20 protein-coding genes, 1 tRNA gene and 1 pseudogene are annotated in these 24255 nt (G+C 45.9%); 11 read left to right on the forward strand and 11 right to left on the reverse strand.

The genetic code is table 11. From position 1 onward, the window contains the following. Positions 1–3: 3 nt before the first annotated feature. Positions 4–1707 carry a succinate dehydrogenase/fumarate reductase flavoprotein subunit gene (locus tag F6Q11_RS02285; RefSeq protein WP_297026091.1) on the reverse strand — a complete coding sequence of 568 codons (1704 nt, stop codon included), beginning with the start codon at positions 1705–1707 and terminating at the stop codon, positions 4–6. 332 nt (positions 1708–2039) lie between these two features. Between F6Q11_RS02285 and F6Q11_RS02290 the strand changes: the two genes are divergently transcribed. The 6 genes from F6Q11_RS02290 (at position 2040) to F6Q11_RS02315 (ending at position 8340) form a co-directional block, all read left to right on the forward strand. Next, a complete protein-coding gene (locus tag F6Q11_RS02290; RefSeq protein WP_297026092.1) occupies positions 2040–4703 on the forward strand; it encodes an exodeoxyribonuclease V subunit beta in 2664 nt (887 codons plus the stop codon). A 92-nt stretch (positions 4704–4795) separates the two neighbouring features. After that, positions 4796–5161: a dihydroneopterin aldolase family protein gene (locus F6Q11_RS02295; RefSeq protein WP_297026093.1), complete on the forward strand. Its 366-nt coding sequence runs from the start codon at positions 4796–4798 to the stop codon at positions 5159–5161. Continuing rightward, complete coding sequence (locus F6Q11_RS02300; RefSeq protein ID WP_297026094.1) at positions 5158–5703, forward strand: NTPase; 546 nt, start codon at positions 5158–5160, stop codon at positions 5701–5703. Before F6Q11_RS02295 ends, F6Q11_RS02300 begins: the two co-directional genes overlap by 4 nt. Continuing rightward, a complete protein-coding gene (locus F6Q11_RS02305; RefSeq protein ID WP_297026095.1) occupies positions 5700–6734 on the forward strand; it encodes a tRNA (guanine(26)-N(2))-dimethyltransferase in 1035 nt (344 codons plus the stop codon). The genes F6Q11_RS02300 and F6Q11_RS02305 overlap by 4 nt, the downstream gene beginning before the upstream one ends. Before the next feature lie 38 nt (positions 6735–6772). Continuing rightward, the gene (locus F6Q11_RS02310; RefSeq protein ID WP_297026096.1) at positions 6773–7582 is read left to right on the forward strand and encodes a UbiA family prenyltransferase; all 810 of its coding nucleotides are present in this window, start codon (positions 6773–6775) and stop codon (positions 7580–7582) included. After that, positions 7582–8340, forward strand: a complete 759-nt coding sequence (locus F6Q11_RS02315; RefSeq protein WP_297026097.1) for a geranylgeranylglyceryl/heptaprenylglyceryl phosphate synthase — start codon at positions 7582–7584, stop codon at positions 8338–8340. The genes F6Q11_RS02310 and F6Q11_RS02315 overlap by 1 nt, the downstream gene beginning before the upstream one ends. Before the next feature lie 35 nt (positions 8341–8375). Here F6Q11_RS02315 and F6Q11_RS02320 read toward each other — a convergent pair whose 3' ends face one another. The 5 genes from F6Q11_RS02320 to F6Q11_RS02340 form a co-directional block, all read right to left on the reverse strand. Next, a complete protein-coding gene (locus F6Q11_RS02320; protein ID WP_297026098.1) occupies positions 8376–9926 on the reverse strand; it encodes a gamma-glutamyltransferase family protein in 1551 nt (516 codons plus the stop codon). 70 nt (positions 9927–9996) lie between these two features. Further along, entirely contained in the window at positions 9997–10983 is a 987-nt protein-coding gene (locus F6Q11_RS02325) for a hypothetical protein (protein WP_297026099.1), read from the reverse strand. Positions 10984–10987: 4 nt separating this feature from the next. Next, on the reverse strand, positions 10988–12361 hold the full coding sequence (locus F6Q11_RS02330; RefSeq protein WP_297026100.1) for a cytochrome ubiquinol oxidase subunit I: 1374 nt from the start codon (positions 12359–12361) through the stop codon (positions 10988–10990). 102 nt (positions 12362–12463) lie between these two features. Next, the gene (locus F6Q11_RS02335) at positions 12464–14389 is read right to left on the reverse strand and encodes a thioredoxin domain-containing protein (RefSeq protein ID WP_297026101.1); all 1926 of its coding nucleotides are present in this window, start codon (positions 14387–14389) and stop codon (positions 12464–12466) included. A gap of 99 nt (positions 14390–14488) precedes the next feature. Beyond that, entirely contained in the window at positions 14489–15214 is a 726-nt protein-coding gene (locus tag F6Q11_RS02340) for a DUF72 domain-containing protein (protein ID WP_297026102.1), read from the reverse strand. Between the two features lie 59 nt (positions 15215–15273). Here F6Q11_RS02340 and F6Q11_RS02345 point away from each other — a divergent pair, with 59 nt between their 5' ends. The 3 genes from F6Q11_RS02345 to F6Q11_RS02355 all read left to right on the forward strand — a co-directional run bounded on the left by F6Q11_RS02345 (position 15274) and on the right by F6Q11_RS02355 (position 18836). Beyond that, the gene (locus F6Q11_RS02345; RefSeq protein WP_297026103.1) at positions 15274–15975 is read left to right on the forward strand and encodes a metallophosphoesterase; all 702 of its coding nucleotides are present in this window, start codon (positions 15274–15276) and stop codon (positions 15973–15975) included. A 78-nt stretch (positions 15976–16053) separates the two neighbouring features. Then, on the forward strand, positions 16054–17061 hold the full coding sequence (locus F6Q11_RS02350) for a 60S ribosomal export protein NMD3 (protein WP_297026104.1): 1008 nt from the start codon (positions 16054–16056) through the stop codon (positions 17059–17061). Positions 17062–17618: 557 nt separating this feature from the next. Next, on the forward strand, positions 17619–18836 hold the full coding sequence (locus F6Q11_RS02355; protein ID WP_297026105.1) for an arginine deiminase family protein: 1218 nt from the start codon (positions 17619–17621) through the stop codon (positions 18834–18836). 130 nt (positions 18837–18966) lie between these two features. On the opposite strand, the gene F6Q11_RS02360 is transcribed toward F6Q11_RS02355, so the two are convergent. Beyond that, the gene (locus tag F6Q11_RS02360) at positions 18967–19587 is read right to left on the reverse strand and encodes a DUF998 domain-containing protein (RefSeq protein ID WP_297026106.1); all 621 of its coding nucleotides are present in this window, start codon (positions 19585–19587) and stop codon (positions 18967–18969) included. A 62-nt stretch (positions 19588–19649) separates the two neighbouring features. Next, positions 19650–19721, reverse strand: a tRNA-His gene (locus tag F6Q11_RS02365). 145 nt (positions 19722–19866) lie between these two features. On the opposite strand from F6Q11_RS02365, the pseudogene F6Q11_RS02370 reads away from it, so the two are divergent. After that, positions 19867–20634 (forward strand): annotated as a pseudogene (locus F6Q11_RS02370) (sulfite exporter TauE/SafE family protein). Between the two features lie 86 nt (positions 20635–20720). Here the strand turns inward: F6Q11_RS02370 and F6Q11_RS02375 are convergent. Together F6Q11_RS02375 and F6Q11_RS02380 are read right to left on the reverse strand one after the other, a co-directional pair. Next, entirely contained in the window at positions 20721–21680 is a 960-nt protein-coding gene (locus F6Q11_RS02375; RefSeq protein WP_297026107.1) for an NAD(P)/FAD-dependent oxidoreductase, read from the reverse strand. A gap of 312 nt (positions 21681–21992) precedes the next feature. Next, complete coding sequence (locus tag F6Q11_RS02380) at positions 21993–22949, reverse strand: NAD(P)/FAD-dependent oxidoreductase (protein WP_297026108.1); 957 nt, start codon at positions 22947–22949, stop codon at positions 21993–21995. Between the two features lie 272 nt (positions 22950–23221). Here F6Q11_RS02380 and F6Q11_RS02385 point away from each other — a divergent pair, with 272 nt between their 5' ends. Next, the gene (locus F6Q11_RS02385; protein WP_297026109.1) at positions 23222–23701 is read left to right on the forward strand and encodes a hypothetical protein; all 480 of its coding nucleotides are present in this window, start codon (positions 23222–23224) and stop codon (positions 23699–23701) included. Here F6Q11_RS02385 and F6Q11_RS02390 read toward each other — a convergent pair. Continuing rightward, positions 23688–24086, reverse strand: a complete 399-nt coding sequence (locus F6Q11_RS02390; protein ID WP_297026110.1) for an Lrp/AsnC family transcriptional regulator — start codon at positions 24084–24086, stop codon at positions 23688–23690. The genes F6Q11_RS02385 and F6Q11_RS02390 overlap by 14 nt on opposite strands. Between the last annotated feature and the right edge of the window lie 169 nt (positions 24087–24255).

Consider the following 24255-nt stretch of genomic DNA (forward strand, 5'->3'; position numbering starts at 1 on the left):
ACCTCAATATGTCCTGACCGTTGGCTGCCACTTCGTGATCACTACTGGCTTGTATGTTATCTTTGGGCCGTCCTTCGTGTATGTAGCTATTGTATGCTTCAAAAAGTTTTCGTCGTCTCTGTTTGGATAATCCTTCCTGTAATGGGCGCCTCTGCTTTCGGTCCTCATTATTGCACCAATGGTTATTATCTCGGCCAGATCGAGCATGAAACCAACCTCAAGGGCCCACTCAAGCTCCATATTGAATGTGCTTGACTTGTCCTGTATGGAGATCTTCTGATACCTCTCCTTGTACTCCTTTATGTTCTTGAGGGATCTGTTGAGGCCATCTGCATCCCTGAATATACCAACATTCTTATCCATGTTGTTCCTGAGGTCCTCCCTTATCTTTGCCACGTTTTCTCCGCCATCCCTCTTCAGTAGATCGTCCCATATCCTCTTCTCCTCGTTGTTGACATTCTCAACCACGAGGTCTGGTATATCGTGCTCCATGGCGTATTTGGCCGCAGATACGCCTGCAACGTTTCCCAGAGCCAGGCACTCGTTGGTGGAGTTCGATCCGAGTCTGTTAGCGCCATGTATGCTTACGCATGCGTTCTCACCTGCAGCGTATATGCCTGAAAAGTCTGTTGTTGTCTTTACGTTGGAATCTATACCCCCCATCGTGTAGTGGGTTGCCGGGTGCACCGGTATTAGCTCTGTGTGAGCATCTATACCATTGAACTTTTTCGCTATCTCCGTTATCATCGGGAGCCTTTCGTCAAGGATATCGGCCATGTGCCTCAGATCAAGGTACACATATTCCATGTCGCCGTATTCGCCTTTTGCTCCCCTACCGGCCTCTATCTCCCACATTATGGCTCTCGAAACAACGTCTCTTGAAGCCTTTTCGAGCTTGTTTGGTGCATATGCCTGCATGAACCTCTTCTTCTCGCCGTTGAGGAGGTATCCTCCATCCGCTCTCGCACCCTCTGTTATAAGTATACCCGATGGAACGAGACCTGTCGGATGGAACTGGATGAATTCCATGTCCTTCAGCGGAATACCGGCTCTGTAGGCTATCGCATCCCCATCGCCTGAAACAGAATGCGCGTATGTGCTGAACTGATAGAGCCTTCCCGCCCCACCAGCAGCGAAGACTATGGATTTTCCCTGAAATATAGTATAATCGCCCGTTCTCAGGTTTATCGTTGTAAGTGAGTTGAACCTTCCGCCATCCAGAAACATGGATGTTGCAAAATACTCATTGTAGAAGTGGATATTGTCGTATTTTAAAGCCCTGCTGAAAAGGGTCTGCATCACATGAAAGCCGGTCTTGTCGGCTGCGAATGTGGCCCTTGGAAAGCTCAGCGCTCCGAAATCTCTCTGGGATATGGTACCGTCAGGATTCCTGCTCCATGGGCATCCCCAGTGATCCGTCGTGTATATCTGCTCTGGAACCAGCCTGACGAACTCCTCAACGCCATCCTGATCTGCCAAGTAATCCGATCCCTTGATGGTATCATAGGCATGCAGGTCAAAGCTATCCTTTGGGTTCAGGACTGCGCTGGTTCCACCCTCTGCGGAAACAGAATGAGAACGCAGGGGATACAGTTTGGAGACCACCCCGACCGAGATTTTTTTGTTGTACTCCGCGGCTGCAACGGCTGCCCTCAGGCCAGCCATACCGCCACCAAGGATGATCACATCCTCCTTAATCTTTTCCAAGTAAATACACCAGAGTATTATACCTGAAACAAATATATTTTTTTGCCTCTCCATACACATACGACGATGAAAACCGTCTGTATCATTATCACTTGATGCAAATAAAGATGCTATACGTACATTGAAAGTTGAAAATCATAATTGTGGATTTTTTCTTAGATATGAAATGCTTATAGATCAAAGACTGCGGACTGGCTTGTATGATAGATCAACCATTGTTTTTGAGAAACCTGTTGATCTTCCATCATATGGTATGCATCAATGACCTGGAACAGAGCATAGGCAAATTCCGTGCAGTACCAATAGGTTTATTTTTTGAAATGGCTTGATCAATGGTGAATGCGAATGTGGTGATAGCCGGACCTGGAACCGGAAAAACGACAAGCATATCAAAGGAATATATACATCTGGTTGAGAGCGGTGTAGATCCGAGGAATATACTGTGCATAACCTTCACCAATAAGGCCGCAGAGAACATGAGGAGCAGGATATTGAAGGCACTCCAGAATGCCAATATGGAAGTCGATCTCAGTGCAATAAACGTTTACACATTTCATTCCTTCGCATATTCGGCGATAAGAAGATATGGCTATCGTGGAGTGGTCAACCAGAATTTCCTTAGGAAGATCATATTTGACTACCTGATAAAGAACAGCGTGTTCAATTATGAAAGGGAATATCTAATATCGAGAGTTGTTCCGCAGCTCGAAAACATAATAAGGTATCTTGGAAGCTTCGGTATAGACCGCATTGAAAACCCAGAGGAAACAGCCCAATCTCTGAAAGATGAGTTTGAAAAGCGCAGGTCGGAGAAAAAAATAAAGGAGACGGCCGAAGAGATAGCCACGCTCTTCGTACATATAAGCAGGATCATGGATGAATACAGGAGATCCAAGGAAGAAAGGGGGTTGATAGATTACAACGATATGATATTGAAATTCCTGGAACTTCAGGAAAAACCCAGATTCGAGTATGTTCTGGTAGACGAGCTACAGGATGCGAGCGATCTGCAGGCAAGGTTGATCAAGTCCGTTGCGGATCATATATACGCCGTTGGGGATAGGAAGCAATCAATATTCGGGTTTCAAGGAGGAGGCTTCGGAAACTTCACCAATCATTTCCCTGACGCTGAGACCAAGTATCTTCTTACGGATCACAGGAACTCGGAGGCCATTCTGAACTATGCACGCGAGTTCTTTTTACAAAACACAAGATACCCTGACCTTTACAGGAGCGAGCTTACAGAGCTCACCAGTTCCAGTGGGAAGCGCGGTTCCGTGGAGGTCATAAGCGGGGATGAAGAAGCCATAGTCGATCTTCTCAGGAGGTTCCCTGATGGCAGGATAGGAATACTTGCCAGGCGAAATGATCAGGTGATAAGGATATCTGGCATCCTTGACAATAATGGAATAAAGTATGCCTCCAGTGCACTTTCAGCAACCAGCGATCGCGCAAAAAAGGATGTGATCGCATTCCTCAAAATGATAATCTATGGGGACATGCAGAGCGTTATTGATGGTCTTTTCACGCCATTCAGTGGGCTGCAGATCAGCGAAGCATACGACATAAAGGAGAGCCTGATGAGCGGTAACACAAGTCTCCAGAATTATGATCTGCTCAACAGCCTGAAGAAGACCTATTCAGCCCCTGGAATAAAGGGCCTCATAGAACTGTTCAATAGGCTCATAATACCAATAGCGCTGGCGTTTGATCAGCGGTATTTTCTCACGGTGAACAGGATCTACAGAAATCTGAATGAATATCTGAGCTTCTATGGAAATGAAGACAGATCGGATCTGATAAATTACCTTGAGATATGCGACGATGAGGTCCAGGAGATCGAAACAGACGAGAGAATCTCCGTATTGACTGTTCACAAGGCAAAGGGGCTGGAATTCGATCATGTCATATACTTCCCCAAGCCGAAGAAGGATGAGAAGATGAGTGCCGTGGACCTTGTGGCCGAGCAGATGATAAAGATCAAGACGGGTAGAGACGTTGAGAGCGATCTTGAGGATGAGGATACTCGTGTTGATTTTGTGGCACTCACTCGGGCCGCGAAGAATCTCATAATAGTCTCGGACGATGCACGCTATCTCAACCGTTTCTCATTAAAGGGCGGTCCAATCGCTTCTCCTGCTGTGATGACTGGGAAGGAAATTTATGATGTCAAAAGAGAGCCGTATCTAGCCTTTGTGAGGGGAGACATCAAGCACGCCTTCGACATCATACATGAGGAGGGGAGGCTAAGAAAGCTGATTTACTCCGGTATAAGAAAGAACAACGTCATATCCTTTTCCCTGCTTTCATCATTGGAGGACCCATTCAGATTTCTCAGGGATCACATCCTGGGGCTAAAATACACAAGTCCTGCCATGAGCCGCGGCACGACGATACATGGCCTAGCTCAGGAGGTCTTCGAGCGTACCGTTCAGGTGGAGAAAATACCGGAGCAGCTGATGCCGTATTACAGAAACATACTGAACATAACGAAGAAGATACAGGAAGAATACGGAATGAACCAGATCGGCAGCGAGGTGGAGGTCAAGATACCCGGTTCGTTCTATATGAAGGAGGCGGAATCATTCATCCTGTATGGCAGGATCGATGCTGTATTCAGCGATGGTGAAAAGTATCTTATAGTGGACTACAAGACGGACAAGAGAAGGAATTCATCCAATCATTATGGAGATCAGCTGGCCTTTTACAGGATCCTTTATTCCAAATCCAACCATATAGATCCTTCAAGGATTTCAACAGCGATAGGGTATCTTGGTCTTCGACCGGCGGTGAATACCGGTGGGATAAGCTACGAGCTTTACTCCATGAATAAAAACGACTCCAAGATAAGGGATCTCATGCAACGATACATCCAGTATTGCAACGATCCAGAGAAGTTTATAGACGATCTGATAAGCTTCGGATCAGAGAAGACAGAGGACACGCTTTATGACAGAATCGTGGCGATACTCAGCCAGGGATCTACCCTTAAGTGATGAGAAACAAATGATGAAACGGCTTGGCCGTGCCATTGAACATGATCAATGGCATAATACCTATTATTTATCTATAATTATGTTATTACCACATGATGAAAGATCCAGCATCGCATTATTTTAAATGCACACCGAGGGAGAGGGCGGTATTTGAGGCAGGAATAAAACTTGGTACCGTATATCACCAGTATGTTGGCATACCGATAAATCAGGGGAATATTGGTTACATAGAGAAAGCAATAAGGGAAAGCATCATGGTGCAGCCGTTCGTTGAAGATGCCGAGGTCCGTATCGATCCAACGGTCAACAACAAGAAGCCCGGCGTTTACAAATACCTGACGCTGAGCGGTGAAATGCTAGATGTCAGGATAAAGGTCAATTACGATGGAAACACCGTTATTGCCCGCTTGAAGTATATCCCGGAGATGGACTACCCATTGATGTATATAGAGGAGTGATTGGTTTGGCTATAAAAATAGGAATAACTGGCCCGGTTGGTTCGATCAAATCAGAGGCCCTCCAGAAGATCATCGATATGCTCAGGAATGACAATCTTAATGTTCAGGGTGTACTCGTCTCCAAGGTCACAAACAATGGAAAGCTTACTGGCTATACAATAGAGGATATAGAATCGAAGAGGAAGGCGCAGTTCTGCTTCGATAACTTTGTTTCCAGGGTCAAGATCGATAAACTTGGCGTGGACACAAAGATACTGGAAGAGATACTGATTCCGAGCCTGCAGAAGGCCAGAGAAACGGCGGATGTGATAGTGATAGATGAAATAGGGAAGCTTGAGAACACCACAAAGAAGGTGCATGCTGAGATAGAGGAAACACTAAAATGCGGTAAACCGCTCATAGTAACTCTGCATAAGAGATCGAGGAACCCAGTCCTGCAGGAGATAAAGAGCCTCGAGGGGGTCAGGGTATTCGATATAACCCCGATAAACAAAAATATTCTACCGTTCAAGGTCATGCACGTCCTCAAGGGTGAGGAATGATAGTGAATGAAGGGTCCGCGGAGATCATAGTGCCGGAGGTTTATCATGGCCCGGGCAAAAGGGGTACAGGGTTCTACAACGCGGATCAGAAGATAAACAGGGATATAACTATAGAATTCATAAAGAGGATGGGCGTTCATACAGTCCTGGATGGATTTGGAGGTACCGGTATCCGAGGCATACGCATATCCAAAGAGACAGGATCATCGGTGACCATAGCTGAGGTCTCGCGGGAATCCTATCGCTTGATAATGCAGAATGTGGAGAGAAACGGATCTCAGGCCACAGTCGTGAATGATTCCTTCGAATGTGTGCTCCAGCACGGTGTTTTTGAGTACGTTGATATTGATCCATACGGTTCCCCGGCACCATACCTTGATGCCGCCCTACTGGGTGTAAAGCGAAATGGTTATCTTGGTATCACAGCAACGGATCAATCGGCCCTTACAGGTTCGGTTCCGCATAAGACACGGGTAAGGTATGAGGCCGTGATCAATAACGATACTTTCAGGCACGAGATGGGAGTTCGTCTTCTAATAGGGTATGTGGCGAGGAGGGCCGCATCCCTGGGGCGTTGGATAGAGCCAATGATGTCGATCTGGCATGGGCACTATTACCGGGTTTTTGTCAGAGTCATGAAGGGATTTGAGGGTGCAGGCCGGATGATGCGGAACATGGGCTACGTTAACAAGCATACGCTGCTATGGGATATGTATCCAGATATGGATGAAGGCCCAGTATGGAAGGGCAATATACAGGATGATGCCGTTGCCAAGGATGTTCTCGGATCTGCCGGACATATGAATTTCAACTCCGAGGAGAACAGGCTCCTGTTTTGCGATATGACCGATATCGCAAGAATCAGGCATACGAGCCTGCCACCAGTTGAAACGGTACTTCAGAGTCTGGTATCCTATGGCCATGCAGCATCCAGAACCATGTTCTCGCCCACAGGTATAAAGACAGATGCAAGCTGCACTACACTGGAAGGCATAATGATGGATGCACTGCGCAGGAGATCACCGGCATAGGCAAAAATAATATATTGCGTAATGTTCAGTTCCCGTAGATGAGCAAGTTCTCCATTATAAGGCCGGTAAATGGGATAATGGGTTTCATATCAACCTACATCTCCGCATTCATAGCAGTGGGAAGCAGGATAACTGCCCATCTGGTACCTGTGACCCTCGCCGCAATAGCAGTTTTTCTTGTGACTTCAGGGGGGAACATAATAAATGATATGGTCGATGTTGAGGTGGACAGGATCAACCATCCGAAGCGTCCCCTTGTGACCGGCGAAATGTCCAGTAGAACTGCTCAGGCTCTCTTCATCACGTTCTTCGCCGTGTCCGTGGTGATCTCCGTTTTCATCTCCATCGTTGCGACGCTGATCGTGATTCTGGCGGAGATCCTCCTCGTATCCTATGAGTATGCATTGAAGAAGACAGGCCTTCCAGGCAATGCAGTGATAAGCCTGCTCATCGGCCTCATATTCATATTCGGGGGCGTATCTGTATTCTCCTATGGGAAGATGATATTCCTCTTCCTTCTTGCATTCACGTCGAACATGTCACGCGAGATCATAAAGGATGTTGAGGATGTGAACGGAGATTCAGACAGAATAACGTTCCCAAAGAAGCATGGGGTCAGAAACGCAATAGTGCTATCAGATGCGATCATAGGCCTTCTTGTCATAATATCATACATACCGTTTGCAATGCACATCCTTTCAAGGTTTTACCTGTATGTCGTTATCGTTGCTGACGCACTGTTCATAGCATCTGGGGCAATATCATCACGCAACCCCTCATCCGGGCAGAAAGTTTCAAAGTACGCCATGATAGTTGGCATGGCATCTTTTCTGGCGGGTGCTTTCTGATGACTGTGTTTGAAGAGATGATCAGTAAAGCCAGGTGTGGCAAGGTCCACATGACGCTAATCGATCCTGGATCGAAATCACCGCAGGAATGCGCTCGCATTGCTGAAGAAGCAGAATTGGCGGGCACTGACTTCATAATGGTTGGCGGCTCAACAGATATAGACAGCAAAACGATGGATGAGGCCATATCGGCCATAAAGGAGAGGACAGGGCTAAAGGTGATAATATTCCCAGGATCATCATTGATGATATCGTCGAGGGCAGATGCAATATTCTTCATGAGCCTTTTGAATTCCGGGAGCCTGGAATACGTCGTTGGACACCAGGTTAAGGCCGCGATTCCATTGTCAGCGATGCGAATAGAGAAGATACCGATGGCCTATCTGGTCTTTGATCCAGGCATGACGGTTGGTCGTGTGGGCAAGGCTCACCTCATCCCAAGGGACGATGAAATAACCGCCCTTTCCTATGCGCTTGCTGCTCAGTATTTCGGATTCAGGCTCGTATATTTTGAGGCTGGAAGTGGTTCGCCTTACCATGTGGGCGAGAACGTTGTCAGGAAAGTGAAGCAGAATCTGGAAATCCCGGTTATAGTCGGTGGCGGAATAAGGACCCCTGAGGCGGCAAAGGCGCTAGCCGAGGCTGGTGCCGACATGATCGTCACGGGAACGATAGCCGAGAGATCTGCAAATGTCTATGAGGCGCTTCATCCAATAGTTGAAAGCATAAAGGAAGTTGGGATATCGAGAGCCCGCTGAAGCCATATTCTGTTTGTTCATCAATGGCGATTGCGTCATGAAACCGGTATGGCTACGCCATCACCCCTCGGATCCGCAGATCCTACTATTATTCCCTTATCGGTCATAGCCGTGATCTGCGCCGTGCCAAATTCCTGCGAGATCTCTCTAAGGATCACCTTCCTGCTTCCAACGTGTCCGGAGATCCTTCCTGCAAGATCTTCAGACTCCACATAGATGGCACCAGGATCCTCATATATAGTATACGGCTCAGCCCATCTTGGTCTATCTATAATCATCTGCGGGTCTGTGTTATCTTTCAGAATTCCGGAGATGATCTGCATCTGTACCTGCGGTTGTATATCGCCTCCCATCGATCCCAGCGAGGCATAAAATTCGCCGTCTTTCTCGATCATGCAGGCAGCCAACGTGTGAAACGTGCGTTTTCCGGGCATCAGTGCGTTTGGATGTTTTCTTTCCAGAGTGAAATACGAACCTCGGTTCTGAATGACGAAGCCAGTACCCCTGGGCACTATACCGGATCCGAAGCCCATATAGTTGCTCTGTATTATGCTGACCGATCGGCCTTCAGAATCACTTATGGAAAAATAAGTTGTATCTCCAGAATCGCCGCGCGTGTGCTTCGGTAAATTTCCGGTTTTCTGGATACCGGTTGATCCATCATGTCCCAGCATATACGCGGGATCCGTTATGTTCCGCCTCATCCTGTAGGCCTCTTCCATGGCCTCAAACAGATCCTCTGGCTTGGCTCTTTCCAGGCTCTGAGAATCGTAGCCATGGCTCACCAAACCATCTGTCCATTCTATCACGGTGATGCCCTGGCTATTGGGTGATGTTTCATAGATCCTGAATCTATCGATGTCCGTGTATACAGGGTCCCCTATCAGGGGCCTGTATCTGTGGAGGTCGTCCCTTCCAATCGGAGACCCGGAACCATCAAGGCCTGAGATGATAAGATCGGATAAGCTGCCTTCATAGAAGGATCTGTAGCCCTCCTCTGACAGCAGTTGAAGTGATCTGGCCAGATCTGGCTGCCTCAGTACTTCGCCAGCTGCAGGCACCCTACCTCCTGGCATGAATATCGAGGACCAGCCAGCATAGCTCCCAATTGCAGGAACGCTCCTGCCTATCGATTCTGAATAGTTCTGTGTCAAAGGAAACCCATGCTTTGCAGCCTTGATTGCGGGATCAAGTATGTCTGAGATATCAAGAGTCGCGAACCTCCTGAAGATCTCTTCCCATGCTCCGGCAATGCCGGGAACGGTTATGGCTGCATACGGTCCCCTTTCAGGTATCTTCGTAAGGCCCATGGATTCGTAGAGATCTATACTTACGGACATGGATGACTGTCCGCTGCCGTTTAGATCCACTATGTGTCCGTCTTCGTCCCTGATGAGGGCGAAGAGATCCCCACCAAGGCCGCACAGATTATTCTGCGTTACGCACAGCATTGCACTGACAGCAAGCGCGGCGTCGAATAAATTGCCGCCCATCTTCATTATGTCGCGTCCGGCAAGAGACGCCAGCTCATTGGAAGAGGCTATAACCGATCTCTCTGAAAACGCATTCGGTCTGCTCCTGACCATACATGTCCATACAACTTGGATTATTTACATTTTTTCAAAAATTGAAAGATAAAAAGTCAATTTTTGTCGATCATTTGGCGGTCGAGACAGATCTTGCGCTCCTGTAATTTACGTAGACGTACAGAGAGAGCATGAATGCAAGCAGGGTGAAGCCAACCGCGGTTGTGAGTATGGTTCCAAGAACCATCGGGCCGGTGGTAACCACCTGTGAGAGCACGAGTTTTCCATGCATGGCTGTTGGGTATACTGTGAAGTAAAGAGAGTAAATCGAAATTATTAAAAGCACAATGAATGCTGCTTTGTTTGTAAGTATACCTTTTGCAATATTGAACCTGTAGAGTATCGGAGCACCGATGATTATGATGGCCGGGATTACTATCAGCGGGCTCATATGGACACCCATCTGAATGAATGATACCAAACCTAGCACGAATCCCACAACCGAAGAGACTATACCTGCCGCTGAGAAGCGTTCGATGTCGTATAGCACAGGCGATAGGCCGAATGTTATGAGCACGGCCGATATTATGAACAGTATGTCGCCTGGACCTGCCAGCCATTTCGCCACGCTGAAACTGACCTGCGCGTTGCTGATTGATAGAAGCGAATCGACGGGATTTCCGGATATGGATATGCTTATTCCATGCCCGCTGATGATGGCGGATACGAACGCAAGGAAAACAACAGAGAGGAGAAGAGTTGAAGTCACGTATACATAGTAAAGCTGCCTGTCAGTGAAGACCTGTCTTTTTTCCGCGAACTCTCCGAGGATTATGGCAACGTTTCTAATTATGAACAGTATGAGAAAGACAAGCAGCAGTGCAGCGAAGGCGAACGCGACTGGAAGAAGTATTCCAGCGAATGTTGCATCAGTCTCAACGACAAACATTGCAAGGAAGGTACCTGTAACCTCCCACACAGGTGCCACATAGGACATAACACGCTGTCCGCTGTTCTTCCAGTCGAACAGCAGCATCATGCCGCCCATCAGTTCTGTCAACAGAAAAGCTATCGCTGCAGCTGCTGTAAAGAATTCAATTGCAAATAGTGTCAGCATTTTTTCACCTTCCCGCCACGGCAGAGGATCTGGAAGAGGCCACCTCTGATCTCACGTCCCCCCTCTTCATGAGCCTGAAAGCGTACCAGTATGAGAACGGCATTATAACGGTATAGAAGGCCATTATGAGGTATCCAGGCACGACTATTGACGGTGAGTAGTTGGCCGCCTGATAAACTGTCATAACGTTGTAGATTATCCATGGTTGCCTTCCAACCTCGTCAGTCACCCAGCCAGCTATGTATATGGGTATTGTCAGTATGGCAAAGAATATCTGCGCAACCAGGAACCCAGCATTCTCATATGGCTTCTTCTTCAGTATCCAAGCGACGAGGATGGCAAAGAGGTACAGCCCAAGAAGAGATCCACCAAGCACCATGAGATCGAAGGTATCGTGGACTGCCAGTGGAGGCCATGTGCTAGGGCTGAACTGAGAAAGCCCAGGTACAGGCGTATTGAGGTTGCCATTCCCAGCCAGCAGGCTCTGAAGAAGCGGTATTTTGAAACCCCCGACAACCACGTAATGCCCGTTCTGTTCAACTATCGTTCCAAATATGTGTTCGGGCGCATCGTTTGCTATCGGGTATGGATCGAGATCCAGTGCCGCATATTTCTCCGGCTGGTATGTGAGCAGGCCGCTCATCTCAAGTGTTCCGGAGATGCCTGCCATTATTATGAGAAACATGTTCATGGGAAAAGTCACCTTGAGACCCTTGCGCCAGAGGTTCCTCTCCTCAAAGGTCTTCGACCTGAGATACTGGTAGGCGAAGAAGGCCCCAAGCACCATCAGGCCTGAGAACGCCGTAACTATGGCTACATGGAAGATCTCCCTCCCAGTCGATGGAGTCATGGCTGTTATGAAAGGATTTACATCTATCAGCTTACCTGTCTCCTCGTAATAGCTGATATTGAACCCATTCGGTGTATTCATCCAGGCGTTGATCATGGTTATGAACACGGCAGAACCGAGGGTTCCACCAGCCACTCCGAACGTCAGCAACCAGTGATGCATTCTGTTCTTGAAGACGTCCCAGTAATAGTAGTAGGAGACCAGCATTATCGTTTCCAGGAAGAAGGCAAATATCTCGTAGTAGAATGGCAGCACTCCCACAACAGCTATCACAGTCATGAACTTCGGGAAAAGATCTATCAGCTCCACGGCCATCACAGCACCGGAAGCCGTGCCCACAGCAAAGAACAGCACTAGAGCCTTGGCAACCCTACGTGTCAGTATGTCATAGTAGGCGTCTTTGTACCTTATGGCTATGTATTCGAGCACTGGAAGTATCACCGATAGCCCAATGCTCATCAGAACTATCAGTATGTGGGAACCAATAGAATACGCGAAGAGTAATCTGTCAAACGTACCTATGTTCATATCGATATGTATACATAAGAAGTATTTAAGATTAAAATCAAATTATTCTAAAATAGAAATGAGATAAAATAAATGTTCACAGGAAAAAATAATATTTCCCAATCATGAATTGATTTGCGATGCCACATCCTCCACACTGCCTGATGGAGGAAAACACATGCCATAGCCGCAGACAATATAGGCCCCGGTATCCTGCAGACTGAATACGGTGTTATGGTATACGGAAGATCTCATGAGATCCTCTATCTTGGCCCTGTTTGAAGATACGTGCTTTCCCTTGAGATGAAATTCAGCAGATCTGACCATGGAAGGATAGGCTGCCGGAAAGGCCTGCACATTGCCGAATACCGACGCCAGGAGGTCACCGGATCTCTCATGCAGGTCCATATCATCAGCGAGAAGTGATATCTGGTCCAGGACTTTGGTCAATACGGCATAGGGCGATTCCACCTCTCCATCCATTGGATCCGATTCGGAGATCTCGGAGGAATAAGAAAGCCTCCCATCCTTAAGGAGGGACATTGCCTGATCAGCAAATCTGCGTGCATCCTCAAGGTATCCATAATCAAAGGTGATCTGGAACATATCGATCATGGCCTGAGAGAGAAAAGCATAGTCCTGAAGCGTGGTCGTTTCGATTTTTCTTCCGTTGAACATTCCATGCGAGACCCGTTCCCTATTCAGATCTCTGAGCCAGCCTGAAACAACCCTGGCGCGTTCAAGATAGATACCGTTGAGCGTTGACCTGTAAGCCCAGGCTAATGCTGACACAATCATTGAATTGATATCGACAAGTTCTTTTCTGTCTATGAAAACGTCGTCCTTCTCCCTTATCTTCCTCAGTTTCTGCAGGCCAGCCACAATGGATCTCCGGACACCGGAGTCGCTCATCAATTCTGAGAATTCCTTATATGTACCAGAGAAATAGAGGAAATTTCTACCCTTGTTTTCCCCATGGGTATCCGAGAAGTTTCCATTCTCCTTGACCTCATATACTCTCACGAACTTTGTGAAATCATCTCCAAGCGAGTCCCTGATCTCATTGAAGTCGAAGAGGTAGTGTCCACCCTCCTCTCCTTTATAATCAGCATCAACCGACGTATAATAGGACCGACCACTGTACATGCAGCCGTCCATGAATCTGTAAATGTCCTCCACGATCTTGGCATAAAAATCATCATGGAATAGAAGATGCATCTTTGCATACGCGCGCATGAGCTGGGCCTGAGTATAGCTCATCTTCTCGAAATGCGGTATTATCCACATCGAATCTGTGGAATATCTGAAGAAACCACCGAAGAGAGGATCATGGACTCCCCTTATGGCTATGGTCTTCATGGTAGTTTCCAGAAACTCTGCCACATCCCTGTCATGTGTGGTCTCATAACGATCCATCAAAAATTCAAGGACGGGAACATTGTAGAATTTTGTCTGCCCGGAGAACCCACCGTCGATCCTGTCCAGGTACCTTGATATGGATTCGTAAAGACGATCTGATATCCCTCCGGTCAACTTTGAGGGGATGCTGGCCCTCTCCTCCATGGCATCCGATACAGCCTTGGCCTGATCCTTGAACTGGTCAGGGTCTTTTGCGTACATGGCAGATAGCTGTAGAAGTATGTTCTTCAGCCCAGTCATTCCGTTTCGATCCTCCTTTGGAACATAGGTCATGGCAAAAATTGGTCTCCCGTCTGGCAGCAGGATAATGTTCAGTGGCCAGCCTCCATTACCGTTTATTACCTGTGAAACCTTCATGAAGTAGGAATCCAGATCGGGCCTCTCTTCCCGGTCGACCTTGATCGGAATATAATCATTGTTCAGTATACTGGCGATCTCATTGTCCATGAAGCTCTCGTCGTGCATGACATGACACCAGTGGCAGGACGAGTAACCTATGCTGAGGAATATGAGTCTGTTCTTCTCCCTGGCCAATCTTAGGGTGTCATCAGACCACATTCTCCAGTCCACAGGATCGTCTGCATGCATCAAGAGATACGGGCTAAGGCTTTTGGAAAGCTCGTTTGACATGAGGTTTCATTGGTTCTTGAATTAATAATTTTCTCTATCTGACACAGCAACAAATAAAGAACGATCTGGCAGAAAAAAGCAATAGGTTCAGGCGATGAGTCATTTCATGATCAGGCCTTCAATTATTGACTTCAGCATTTCCGCATTCTTCGGAGCGTATCCGCCATAATCATTGTTGAAATACACGTAAACGGTTTCAGGATTCAAGGCTATTATCCTGTGTGCCAGATCCATGAGATAGTCCTTGTCATAGTCTGTGGCGTATCCGTTCACATTTCCATGCAGCCTGACATATATGATTGAATCTTCCTTTAGCCACAGTGGGATCCTCTCTGAACTAACTGCAACGACGTGCAGATCGCTATTTTCAAGATCCAGTCTGGCAGCTTCAGAGAACCATGATCTGTTCCTGAATTCCACGGTATTGCAGAAATTATGATTTAAGGCATTGTCTATCAGTACGATGTTATCATGCGAATAACTGAATGAGGGCGGGAACTGATAGAGTATACAACCAAGTCTATTCCCGAGAGAGCTGACTACCTCATAGAATCTGGATATTTCATCATCGCAGCCATTCAATCTTTTAATATGCGTAATTATGCGGTTCATCTTCACGCTGAAGATGAAGTTGTCAGGAGCGTTATTTGTCCAGGATTTCACCCTCTTCTTATCTGGAAACGAATAAAAGGACGAGTTGATCTCCACCGTCTCGAATTTTTCGCTGTAATACCTGAACCACTCCTTTCTGTTCATGCTTGATGGATAGAATTTACCAGCCCAGTGAGGATAATACCATCCTGAACAGCCTATCCGGATCTGCATATATACCACTATAAATACTAAATAGAAAATCTTTTAATAATATGGATGTATGAGACGTTATGCGGCTCCTCATCCTTAGCGATGTTCATGCGAATATATTCCCCATAAAATATGTCCTTGAACACGAAAAATTTGACAAGACGGTATTCTGCGGTGATGCTGTTGATTATGGCCCGGATCCATCTGAGACGATAGATATAATCAGAGAAAATGCTGACGTCATGGTATCCGGCAATCATGACTATGCTGTAGCCTATTCTGTAGACTGCAAATGTGGGGAGGAGAACCACGATCTTTCAGTATATACGAGGGAGAACATCACTATGAAAAGACTTGGGAAAAATGATATTTCGTTTCTCAGATCCCTCAAAAGCAGGGAGGAGATACAGATTGATGGCGCGAAATTTCAGATAATGCATGCATCTCCACGGGACGAGCTTTATGGCTATATGTACCCATGGTCTGTTCCAGATCATATGAAGAGTGCACTTGGTGCACCTCTGGAACCCGCCAATTATATAGTTGGGCACACGCATTATCAGTTCTCGCTGCGCTATGCCGGTAATTTCATATTGAACCCCGGATCCATAGGACAGCCAAGGGATGACCGCACACCTTCTTACGCAGTATACGATTCTGAGAATAACTCCGTGGAGCTCAAAAGGATTGATTACGATAGATCCCTGCTTAAGGAAAGGATCAGGTCTGTTATTAGGGATGAAACGGTGATTTTAAAACTCTACAAGCTGTTCAATCTGTGATGTTTTAGGGATTGCGTTTCGATCTCAGAAACCCATAAAAAAGAAGTACCAATTTGCAATGTATGTATTGATAATTTAATGAAATGTGTAGTTTGTGGTAAGAATGAAGCGGTCGAACATGGGGTTTGCAGCCAGTGCCTCTATGACCGTGCAAATATTGAGAATATCGGGAATGTAAATATAGCCATATGCCCAAAATGCGGGTCCATAAGGATCGGGAAAAAATGGTACCGAGAGGACTATGCAGATCGTCTTTTGCCGCTGATAATGGATGAGATAAAATGCAGCGACCCCTCAGCAAAAATATCCGGTGATTCTAAAAGCATATATTTCGATGAGGCAAACAGAAACCTCGTCCTGAAGGTTAATATAGAGAGAGAGCACATGGAACCAAAGATGCAGACCGTCTCGGTTCCATATTCCGTCAATTACATCAGCTGTCCAACATGCAACAAAGTCACCGGTTCGTACTTTGAGGCAACCATACAGCTGCGGACGGTTAGTACGAAGTACGATGATATGCTGTCTGATGTCCTAGATTCCATAGAAAAGATAATGGAAAAGCGCAGAAAGATGGATGCGTCATCGTTTATATCCAAGATAGAAAGAAAACCAGAGGGAATTGATATCTACCTCGGGAAGAAGGGTGACGGTGATCTAGTTTCTTCGTTCATACTCGATCATTATTTTGCCACGCTCATAGTCTCTAAATCGCTGGCGGGTGTGAAGGAGGGTAGAAAATTCTTCAGGTTTACATATTCCCTTAGGATACTGGATGCACCGGAAGGCGCAATAATATCGGTGGATAAGAAGAAATACATACTCACCGCGGTCAGAAATCGGCATATAGATGTCATAGATGTTGATACGGAGGAACGTGGAAGGATAAACAGAAACGTGTTTTTCTCGAACGATGGGAAGATATTGACAAAGGAACCTCAGGTAAAGAACTTCATCGTCATATCCAGGACAGAGGATGAAAGTCAGATAATGGACTCACAGACGTTCAAGATAATAACCATAAAGGGCCGCGCAGAGGGAAACGAAATAAGAGTATTCACATATGGAGGCAAATACTTCATCTGATCCCCTCAGCTTAAATTTTGGATCTATTGTATCAGATGATCTCTGCCTTCATGCTTTACGTGAGCTGCTCTTCAGTTGAAGCTTCGGATCTCATTCCTGCTTCAACGACATGCAGGTGATACCATCATGGTTCAGGTACACCACCAGATGTATCTCCACAGGTATTGATTGTGCACCGGCCCTAATTAGCCATTTCGTATGTACTGCTTGGTTATCGCAGTACATGCACTTCTACCGGACTTCTTCATTATTTTTTCCATTGGACGAAGTTCGTGTATCTCAAGTCAGAAGGAGAGTTTCACTGCTTCTCCTCAACCCCTAACTTTTCTATAAATCGTTCAAGTGCCTTATATCCTCAGAGAGGCAATTCCATGAACAATGGAAATTCCAGAACCTCCAAAGCTTTAGCGAGGAAATTATGTCAGATGTACTCCAATGTAATGCGTCCGTGTATCATGTAAGCATCGATCAAATGGAGGATACGCTAGACTACTAATACCCTGTGGTTATACTGTTACATGCGTTCTCGGGCTGAGTGGTATCCTCTCAAAGAGGTGATGATACACAGACCCTCCATTGAGATAGAATATGCAATGCTTGCACCAAAGCCTTTTCTTTTTGAACGTGCGTTCAACGTTGGGAAAGCTATCAGGGAGCACCAGCGACTTGAGGAAATTCTGAAGACCGAAGGAGTCGTCGTCAAGCGCCTGGAGACCGAAATCATAGAAAATGCAGAAAGATCACGGGATTTCAGAGAAAAACTCATAGATTACATAACACAGAATGTCCACTTCTATGGAAAGGTCGATGAGGTCAAATACGCGATGCAGGAACTGAAAAAGAACCTGGAAAAGCTTGACAGTTCCACGATCTTTGATTACATGGTACTGGAACCCTCGATAGATCTCAAAACTGACTATGAGAACAGAGCAGTGTATCCGACGGTATACTCCAACATTCCACTTGCAAATCTATATTTTATGCGGGATCAGCAGGCGGTGGCTGATAACGGCATAATAATAGGAAACATGAAGAGGGACCAGAGAAAAAAAGAGACGGAGATCACCGAGTTCCTGTTCAGAAACGCCATGGGTGTTTCGAATCTTTTCAAGATACCTCCAAATTCTCACTTTGAGGGTGGAGACTTCATGCCAGCTCGCGATTTCAGTCTGATCGGCGTTGGATTGAGAACTGATATGAACGGTGCATTCTCCGCGATGCAATCTGGTATGATCACGACGGATGAGGTTGGAGTCGTAGAAAATCCAGCCTATGATTTTTCCAAGGAAGACAATATGGTAAACATGCATCTTGATACATACTTCAATATAGCCGGTGATGGGATCGCCGTAACCTCCCAATATCTAGCGTCAAGGGCTAGGGTGACGGTCTATGGGAAAGCTTCAAGTGGAAATTACGAGCGCATAACTGAAACAACGCTGCTGGAATACATAAGGTCTAAGGGATTCAACATAATCGACCTTAGCATACCTGAGCAGCTCGCGTATTCCTCAAATTTTCTCACCATAAGGGATCGGCGGATTGTGGCAGTGGACGTGAAGAGCGTCATAAACCGATTGATCTCTGACGGCGCATTCGATCCCTCGACGGAGAATATAGTTAAACAGGAGCTACCCAAGATCAATGGCAACGTATTCCCGGAAAGGAAGGACGTCTTAGGCGCTGGAATTGAATACGTCAACGCCGAGCTTATAGAACTTACCGGAGGTTATGGGGGAGCACACTGCATGACCGCCACACTGGATAGGCAGTGATAACTCGCCTTTTTCATTTTTCAAACGTTTTTCAAATGCGACAACGGTAAGAATATCACCATAATGGCAGCGCGATAATTTTATCACCTTAAAGATACACCGGTGATTGTTGGAGTGTGATTTTCGGTCATCAGGAAGATTGAACATTGCCCATATTTTTGGTGGTCCAGCTTAAGATATAGACTATCACAGCGACATCTATCACGCATATACCAAAGATCTCGCTTTCAGCAACAGAACCCCATTTTACAAGATACTCAACGATCCATGACAGGGCAAGCATTGCGAGAATGGCAGTGCCAGTCCCATATTTTCGAAGTATTATTCTTGAAATGCCCAGCGTCGCAAATGATATTGTGGAAAGAATGAAGAACCAGATAGACACGAAATCATGTGGATATGTCCCCTCATGGTATATTCCGATCAAACATAGAAAAAGACCAGATATCATGAAGAAAGAAAAGCCAGTATTCTCCACCTTACTGCTGGAGTGTGCAATCCCAAGGGATGAGAACAGAGCTATGAGAAAACCTGTTATTATCATGCCACCGTTGTATACGAAGGGGAGAGCGGGCGCGGGATGGCCATTGTATAGCATGTTTCCTCCTCCCAGATCGCTGAGGGCATTGTGAGTAATGGAGAACCAAGGATTCAATAGGGCAGATACAAGTATCGTTATCCATGCAGATGCTATTGCAGCGGCTGCAGTGATAATCAAGGATACAGGAGGATTGCCATATTTGGTGGTCATATCTTATCACATACAAAAATCACTAAATAAAGCATTCCTCTGGAATGAACATGTCAGAACAGGGCCGGGACCGGGAATCGAACCCGGGTCCGGGGATCCACAGTCCCCAAGGATATCCACTACCCCACCCCGGCCATATGTAGGAAACAGCAAACTGGGAATCGTAATATTCTGGCGATTGATAAGCTTTTCCTTGTTTTCCACATCTGTGAACGTTATGGTGTTGGAAAATTCAGCATAATATGCTCATGGTTAATTATCAAAAATCAATTGCTGGTTATGTCATTGATACTCTTACTGCTGCTAATTGGAATCAGCGTTGGCGCTCTTACCGGGATAACGGGGAGCAGCGGGGTGCTCATCGTGGTTCCGGCACTCAGCATCATGGGCCTTAGCTTTCAGGATTCTGTGGGAAATAGCCTGCTGGTGGATGTCATAACAACCTCAACTGTGATATATGTCTATTTCCGGAATAAAAATATAGACGTAGCTCCAGCGGTGATAATGGGCATTGGTGCTCTCATAGGTACTCAGATAGGAATAAGAATTGCAATAAGCGTGTCAGAGAAACCGCTGGAGATAGCATTCGCCATACTGACTGTCATTCTCGCAGTTCAGATGTTCAGGAGATCTCGGGGGCATGGGATAAGGACAGGCCCCTAGCATGAGAACAGGAGAGGCAAATGGATCTTCGCGTTTCTTCTCAGTATACCGGTTGGCATACTCACCGGAACGCTTGGAACAAGTGGTGGTATAATGTTCATAGGCATACTCATGCTCTTGTTTTCGCTCAGCGCACAGAAGATGGTGGGAACTGCAACACTTGCAATGATATTCTCTGCATTCAGTGGATCCGCGGGCTATCTGATCGTTGGGAGAATATCCCTATTAGATGCGGCAGTGATAGGTGCTGTTTCCCTGGTATCTGGCTACCTATTCTCTATAACGGCAAACAGGATCAGGGAGAGAACGGTTTATGCGGCCATAGGTTCAATATTCGTCGTTGTCGTTATAGTGGAATCCCTGAAGATAATCGGTATTGTCTGAACGAGGTCTGCACAGAGATTATTTCTTATCAAAAGATGACAAAATTCAGAATCGGATCTTAAAAATATATTTTGATATGGGTTCAATCATTTCCTTGAGATGGAATCAGAGTACATCGATAGCGCAGCCTTACAGCCATCGCCCACAGCTGACGCAATCTGAGCAAAATTTCCTGAGGTTACATCGCCGGCCGCGTATATGCCCGGAACGCTGGTTCTCTGTCTCGAGTCAACAATTATGTAACCTCTTTCATCAAGCTTCACGCCGCTGTCCTTCAAGAATGAGGTCTGCGGTATCAGACCGACGTATATGAAGACTCCATCCGTCTCCACAAGCTTCTCCTCTCCAGTCGTTCTGTCCTTGTATTTTACACCTGTCACCTTTTTTCCGTCCCCTACGATCTCTGTAACCTGTGCGTTCATTATGTATGGGATATTTCTCTTCTTTATCTCCTGGATGTAGGCATTCTCGCACATGTACTTCGGCATGTATTCTATTATGGTTACATTCTTGACGTATTCGCTCATGGATATTGCGGCTATGGCACCAGAGTTTCCGCCACCAATTGTTACCACACGCTTTCCCTTGAATAGGTATCCATCGCATGTGGAACAGTATGAGGTGCCCTTTCCAAAGTATTCTGATTCTCCCTTTACGCCAAGGTGCTTGTGTGTTGTTCCCGTTGTTATTACCACATATTTTGCGTGATAGACATCATCGCTGGTTTCAATATCGAAGCCTCTCTCGGTCTTCTTTATGGATCTGACCTCAACCCCTTCTCTTATCTTGGCATAGTTGGACGCATGGTCCGCAAATAGCTTTGCCAGATCGGAACCAACGATGCTTTTAAAACCAAGATAATTTTCCACCAATGGCGCCTCAGCGGTCAAACCACCCGCAACGTTTTTGTCGAGGATGACCACACTGAAGCCAGACCTTGCCGCATAGACAGCAGCCGAAAAACCAGCTGCACCGGCACCAACGATGACAACATCAAAATCTCTCTCCTTCTCCTGTGATGATACAGCATGCAGGTTAAACTCCATGGCATCTCTATTATTAATCGATTAAAAAGATTTACCATGCAGATATATGGTTACACAAGGGTTATGGGTTCGGTGGAAGCGGTAAAGCTAAATCGCTTCAGCAATTGGATACAGCGATTTGCCCCAATATAAGATTTTATATCTTTCTAAATTCAGTGCTGCGTGGAATAGATGCCCCTGGGGATCATTCACATCTATGGTATATACTCGTACGAACAGATCCCTCACGGAAAATGAAGATCTGAAGCTTAGCTGAAAAATAGATCATTTGAGATCCACAACATGATAAAAGTAGCATAAGGCCGATAAGCTTCAGATCAGTGATCGCACCGCTTTGACCAGGCTGAAATCTATGCCAAAATGCTTCATTTCTCTAGATATAGGGCCGGCATAGCGAAGATTTGAAGGCCTCAGAAGATTACCGGCCTGAACTCTTTCCACAAATTCTGAAAGCTGGTAATATGATGAAAATCTATCTCTCAATTTCTTAGTGTAACTTCGGATGACCTCATCCGGATCCGATCCATGTGAAATCAAATCATATAGCAGTTCAGCCGATTCGATCGATGGCAAAATACCCTCTCCTGTAAGCGGCGATACGGTGCCAACAGCTTCGCCTATGCCAACTATGTTTCCTCTTCTTGCGGACTCGAAAAGCGGCTTCATCCTTATCTTTCGTCCGGTTATCTTTATCCTTTCTTGTTGGTCTATCCTGTGCAGATCGTCGTATACCCTTGAACCCACACCCACATGGAAATGCCCCTTGTCAAGCGGAAACTCCCATAGGTATCCATTTCCTCTTTCAAGGAACAGAAAATAGAAGTCATCGTGTGAGGAACGATCGGTCAGATACTCTTTCGTATAATATGTGATATCTCCAGGATCTCTTCCGAGATAGTATCTAGAGATACCGGTAGCATCCACAACGATATCAGCGTCTTGATCATTCTTCATCGCGATCCCTCCCATCAGATCCATCTGAAGCCGGTTTCTGTCGAAGGTGACAAGACCTGCGGAACGGAATTCAACACTCATTCCTCTCTCCCCAGCCAGAATTATACTCTCCGCATGATGAAAAACATACTCTTCAAAATCAACACCTATTTTCGACATGAACGGCTTCATAAGGTAAAGGTTGGTCGCATATGCACAGGGGATATAGAAATCAGGTCTCTTTATGTCAAATCCGCTTACATTAAAGCCACCTTGCCTTAACCTTTCGTAGAGATATAGTCCGGATATGCCCAGGCCCTTAATCGATATCCGCATATGAACACCAGATCTTTTCTATACCGTTGATTATACGTTTCCTTGAACATTCACGATATATTTCAATTCTTGCTTTAAGATGCATATATATAGACTTGCCGAATGGTCTGATAATCCTGCTTCATGACAGCATGATCCAGGATATATATCGAATTTCAGCCGCCCATGAATTTCCATGGATGGAACTGCAACACTATATTTCGGTCATGTTCGTATACAGAATGAGGTAAGCAGGACAAAATTTATAGAGATGTCATGTTCTTCGTGAGACTGTGAATGATTGTACAATAAGGTATTTTTATTATGCGGCATTTAGCTATCTTGTTTACATTATGGGCGAGAGGATGGAGGACCGTCTTGAGGATGCCAGCGTGATCCGGATAAAGCTCTCGAATGGTCTTAATTTTACGCTGGTAGGTGAGATAGCTTCCAATATGATCAGTGGAAGCGAGAAGACAAAGATCCCCCTATTAGAGTACATGAGGAGGTATACCAGATACAGGAATATTGAATACGCCGAAATTGTCAGGAGAGGAAAGGCCAAAACAACGCCCACCGAACCTTTTCAGATATCGATAGACATATTCTTCAACCCACATATCTGTTATGGGGTAAGGAACCATATACGCATCTCGGGGAAGGAGGCGGAAAGAATAATTCAGGAAGCGACCAAGAAAAATATGACAGTGGAAGAATATCTTAAAGGCCCGGAATCTCCATATATTGGTGTTGAGGAGGTCACTGTAGCCTGATGAGTGTGTCCGTATCGAGAACGCCGTCAATTTCCCTGATCTGGTCGACGATTCTGTTAAGATTATCCGTAGAATCAGTCCTTATTCTTATTGCAACATCAATTTTTCCTGTGAACTCATATACCTCCCTGAATCTGCTCTTTATCTTCTGCAGTGCGTCCCTATACCTCTTATTATCGATCTTTACGAGGACGAGGGCGTCTATAGTATCGTCGCTGGTCTCAACGGTGAATCTCTTAATTATCCCATCATCCACCATCTTCTTTATGCGTTTCCTCACCGTCCCCTCTGATACATTCAGAACCTTCGCTATCTCTGTATTGCTGATCCTTGCGTTATCGATGAGCAGATTGAGGATGTCTCTGTCTTTCTGATCCACGACCATACAATTCCTTTCATGTTAAAAATTTAACTATGGGATCGTGAATGATAGCTCCTTTTCTCCGTCATGAAAAATTGGATTTTGATGGAGGCGTATTATTAAAAGATCTGTTAAGGCGTTGCCGGAATTAACAGGCGTAAGATTTACAATGAAATGAGCAAGAAAGTTCCTA

It is taken from the genome of Thermoplasma sp. (genome assembly GCF_008709555.1).
GTDB lineage: Archaea > Thermoplasmatota > Thermoplasmata > Thermoplasmatales > Thermoplasmataceae > Thermoplasma.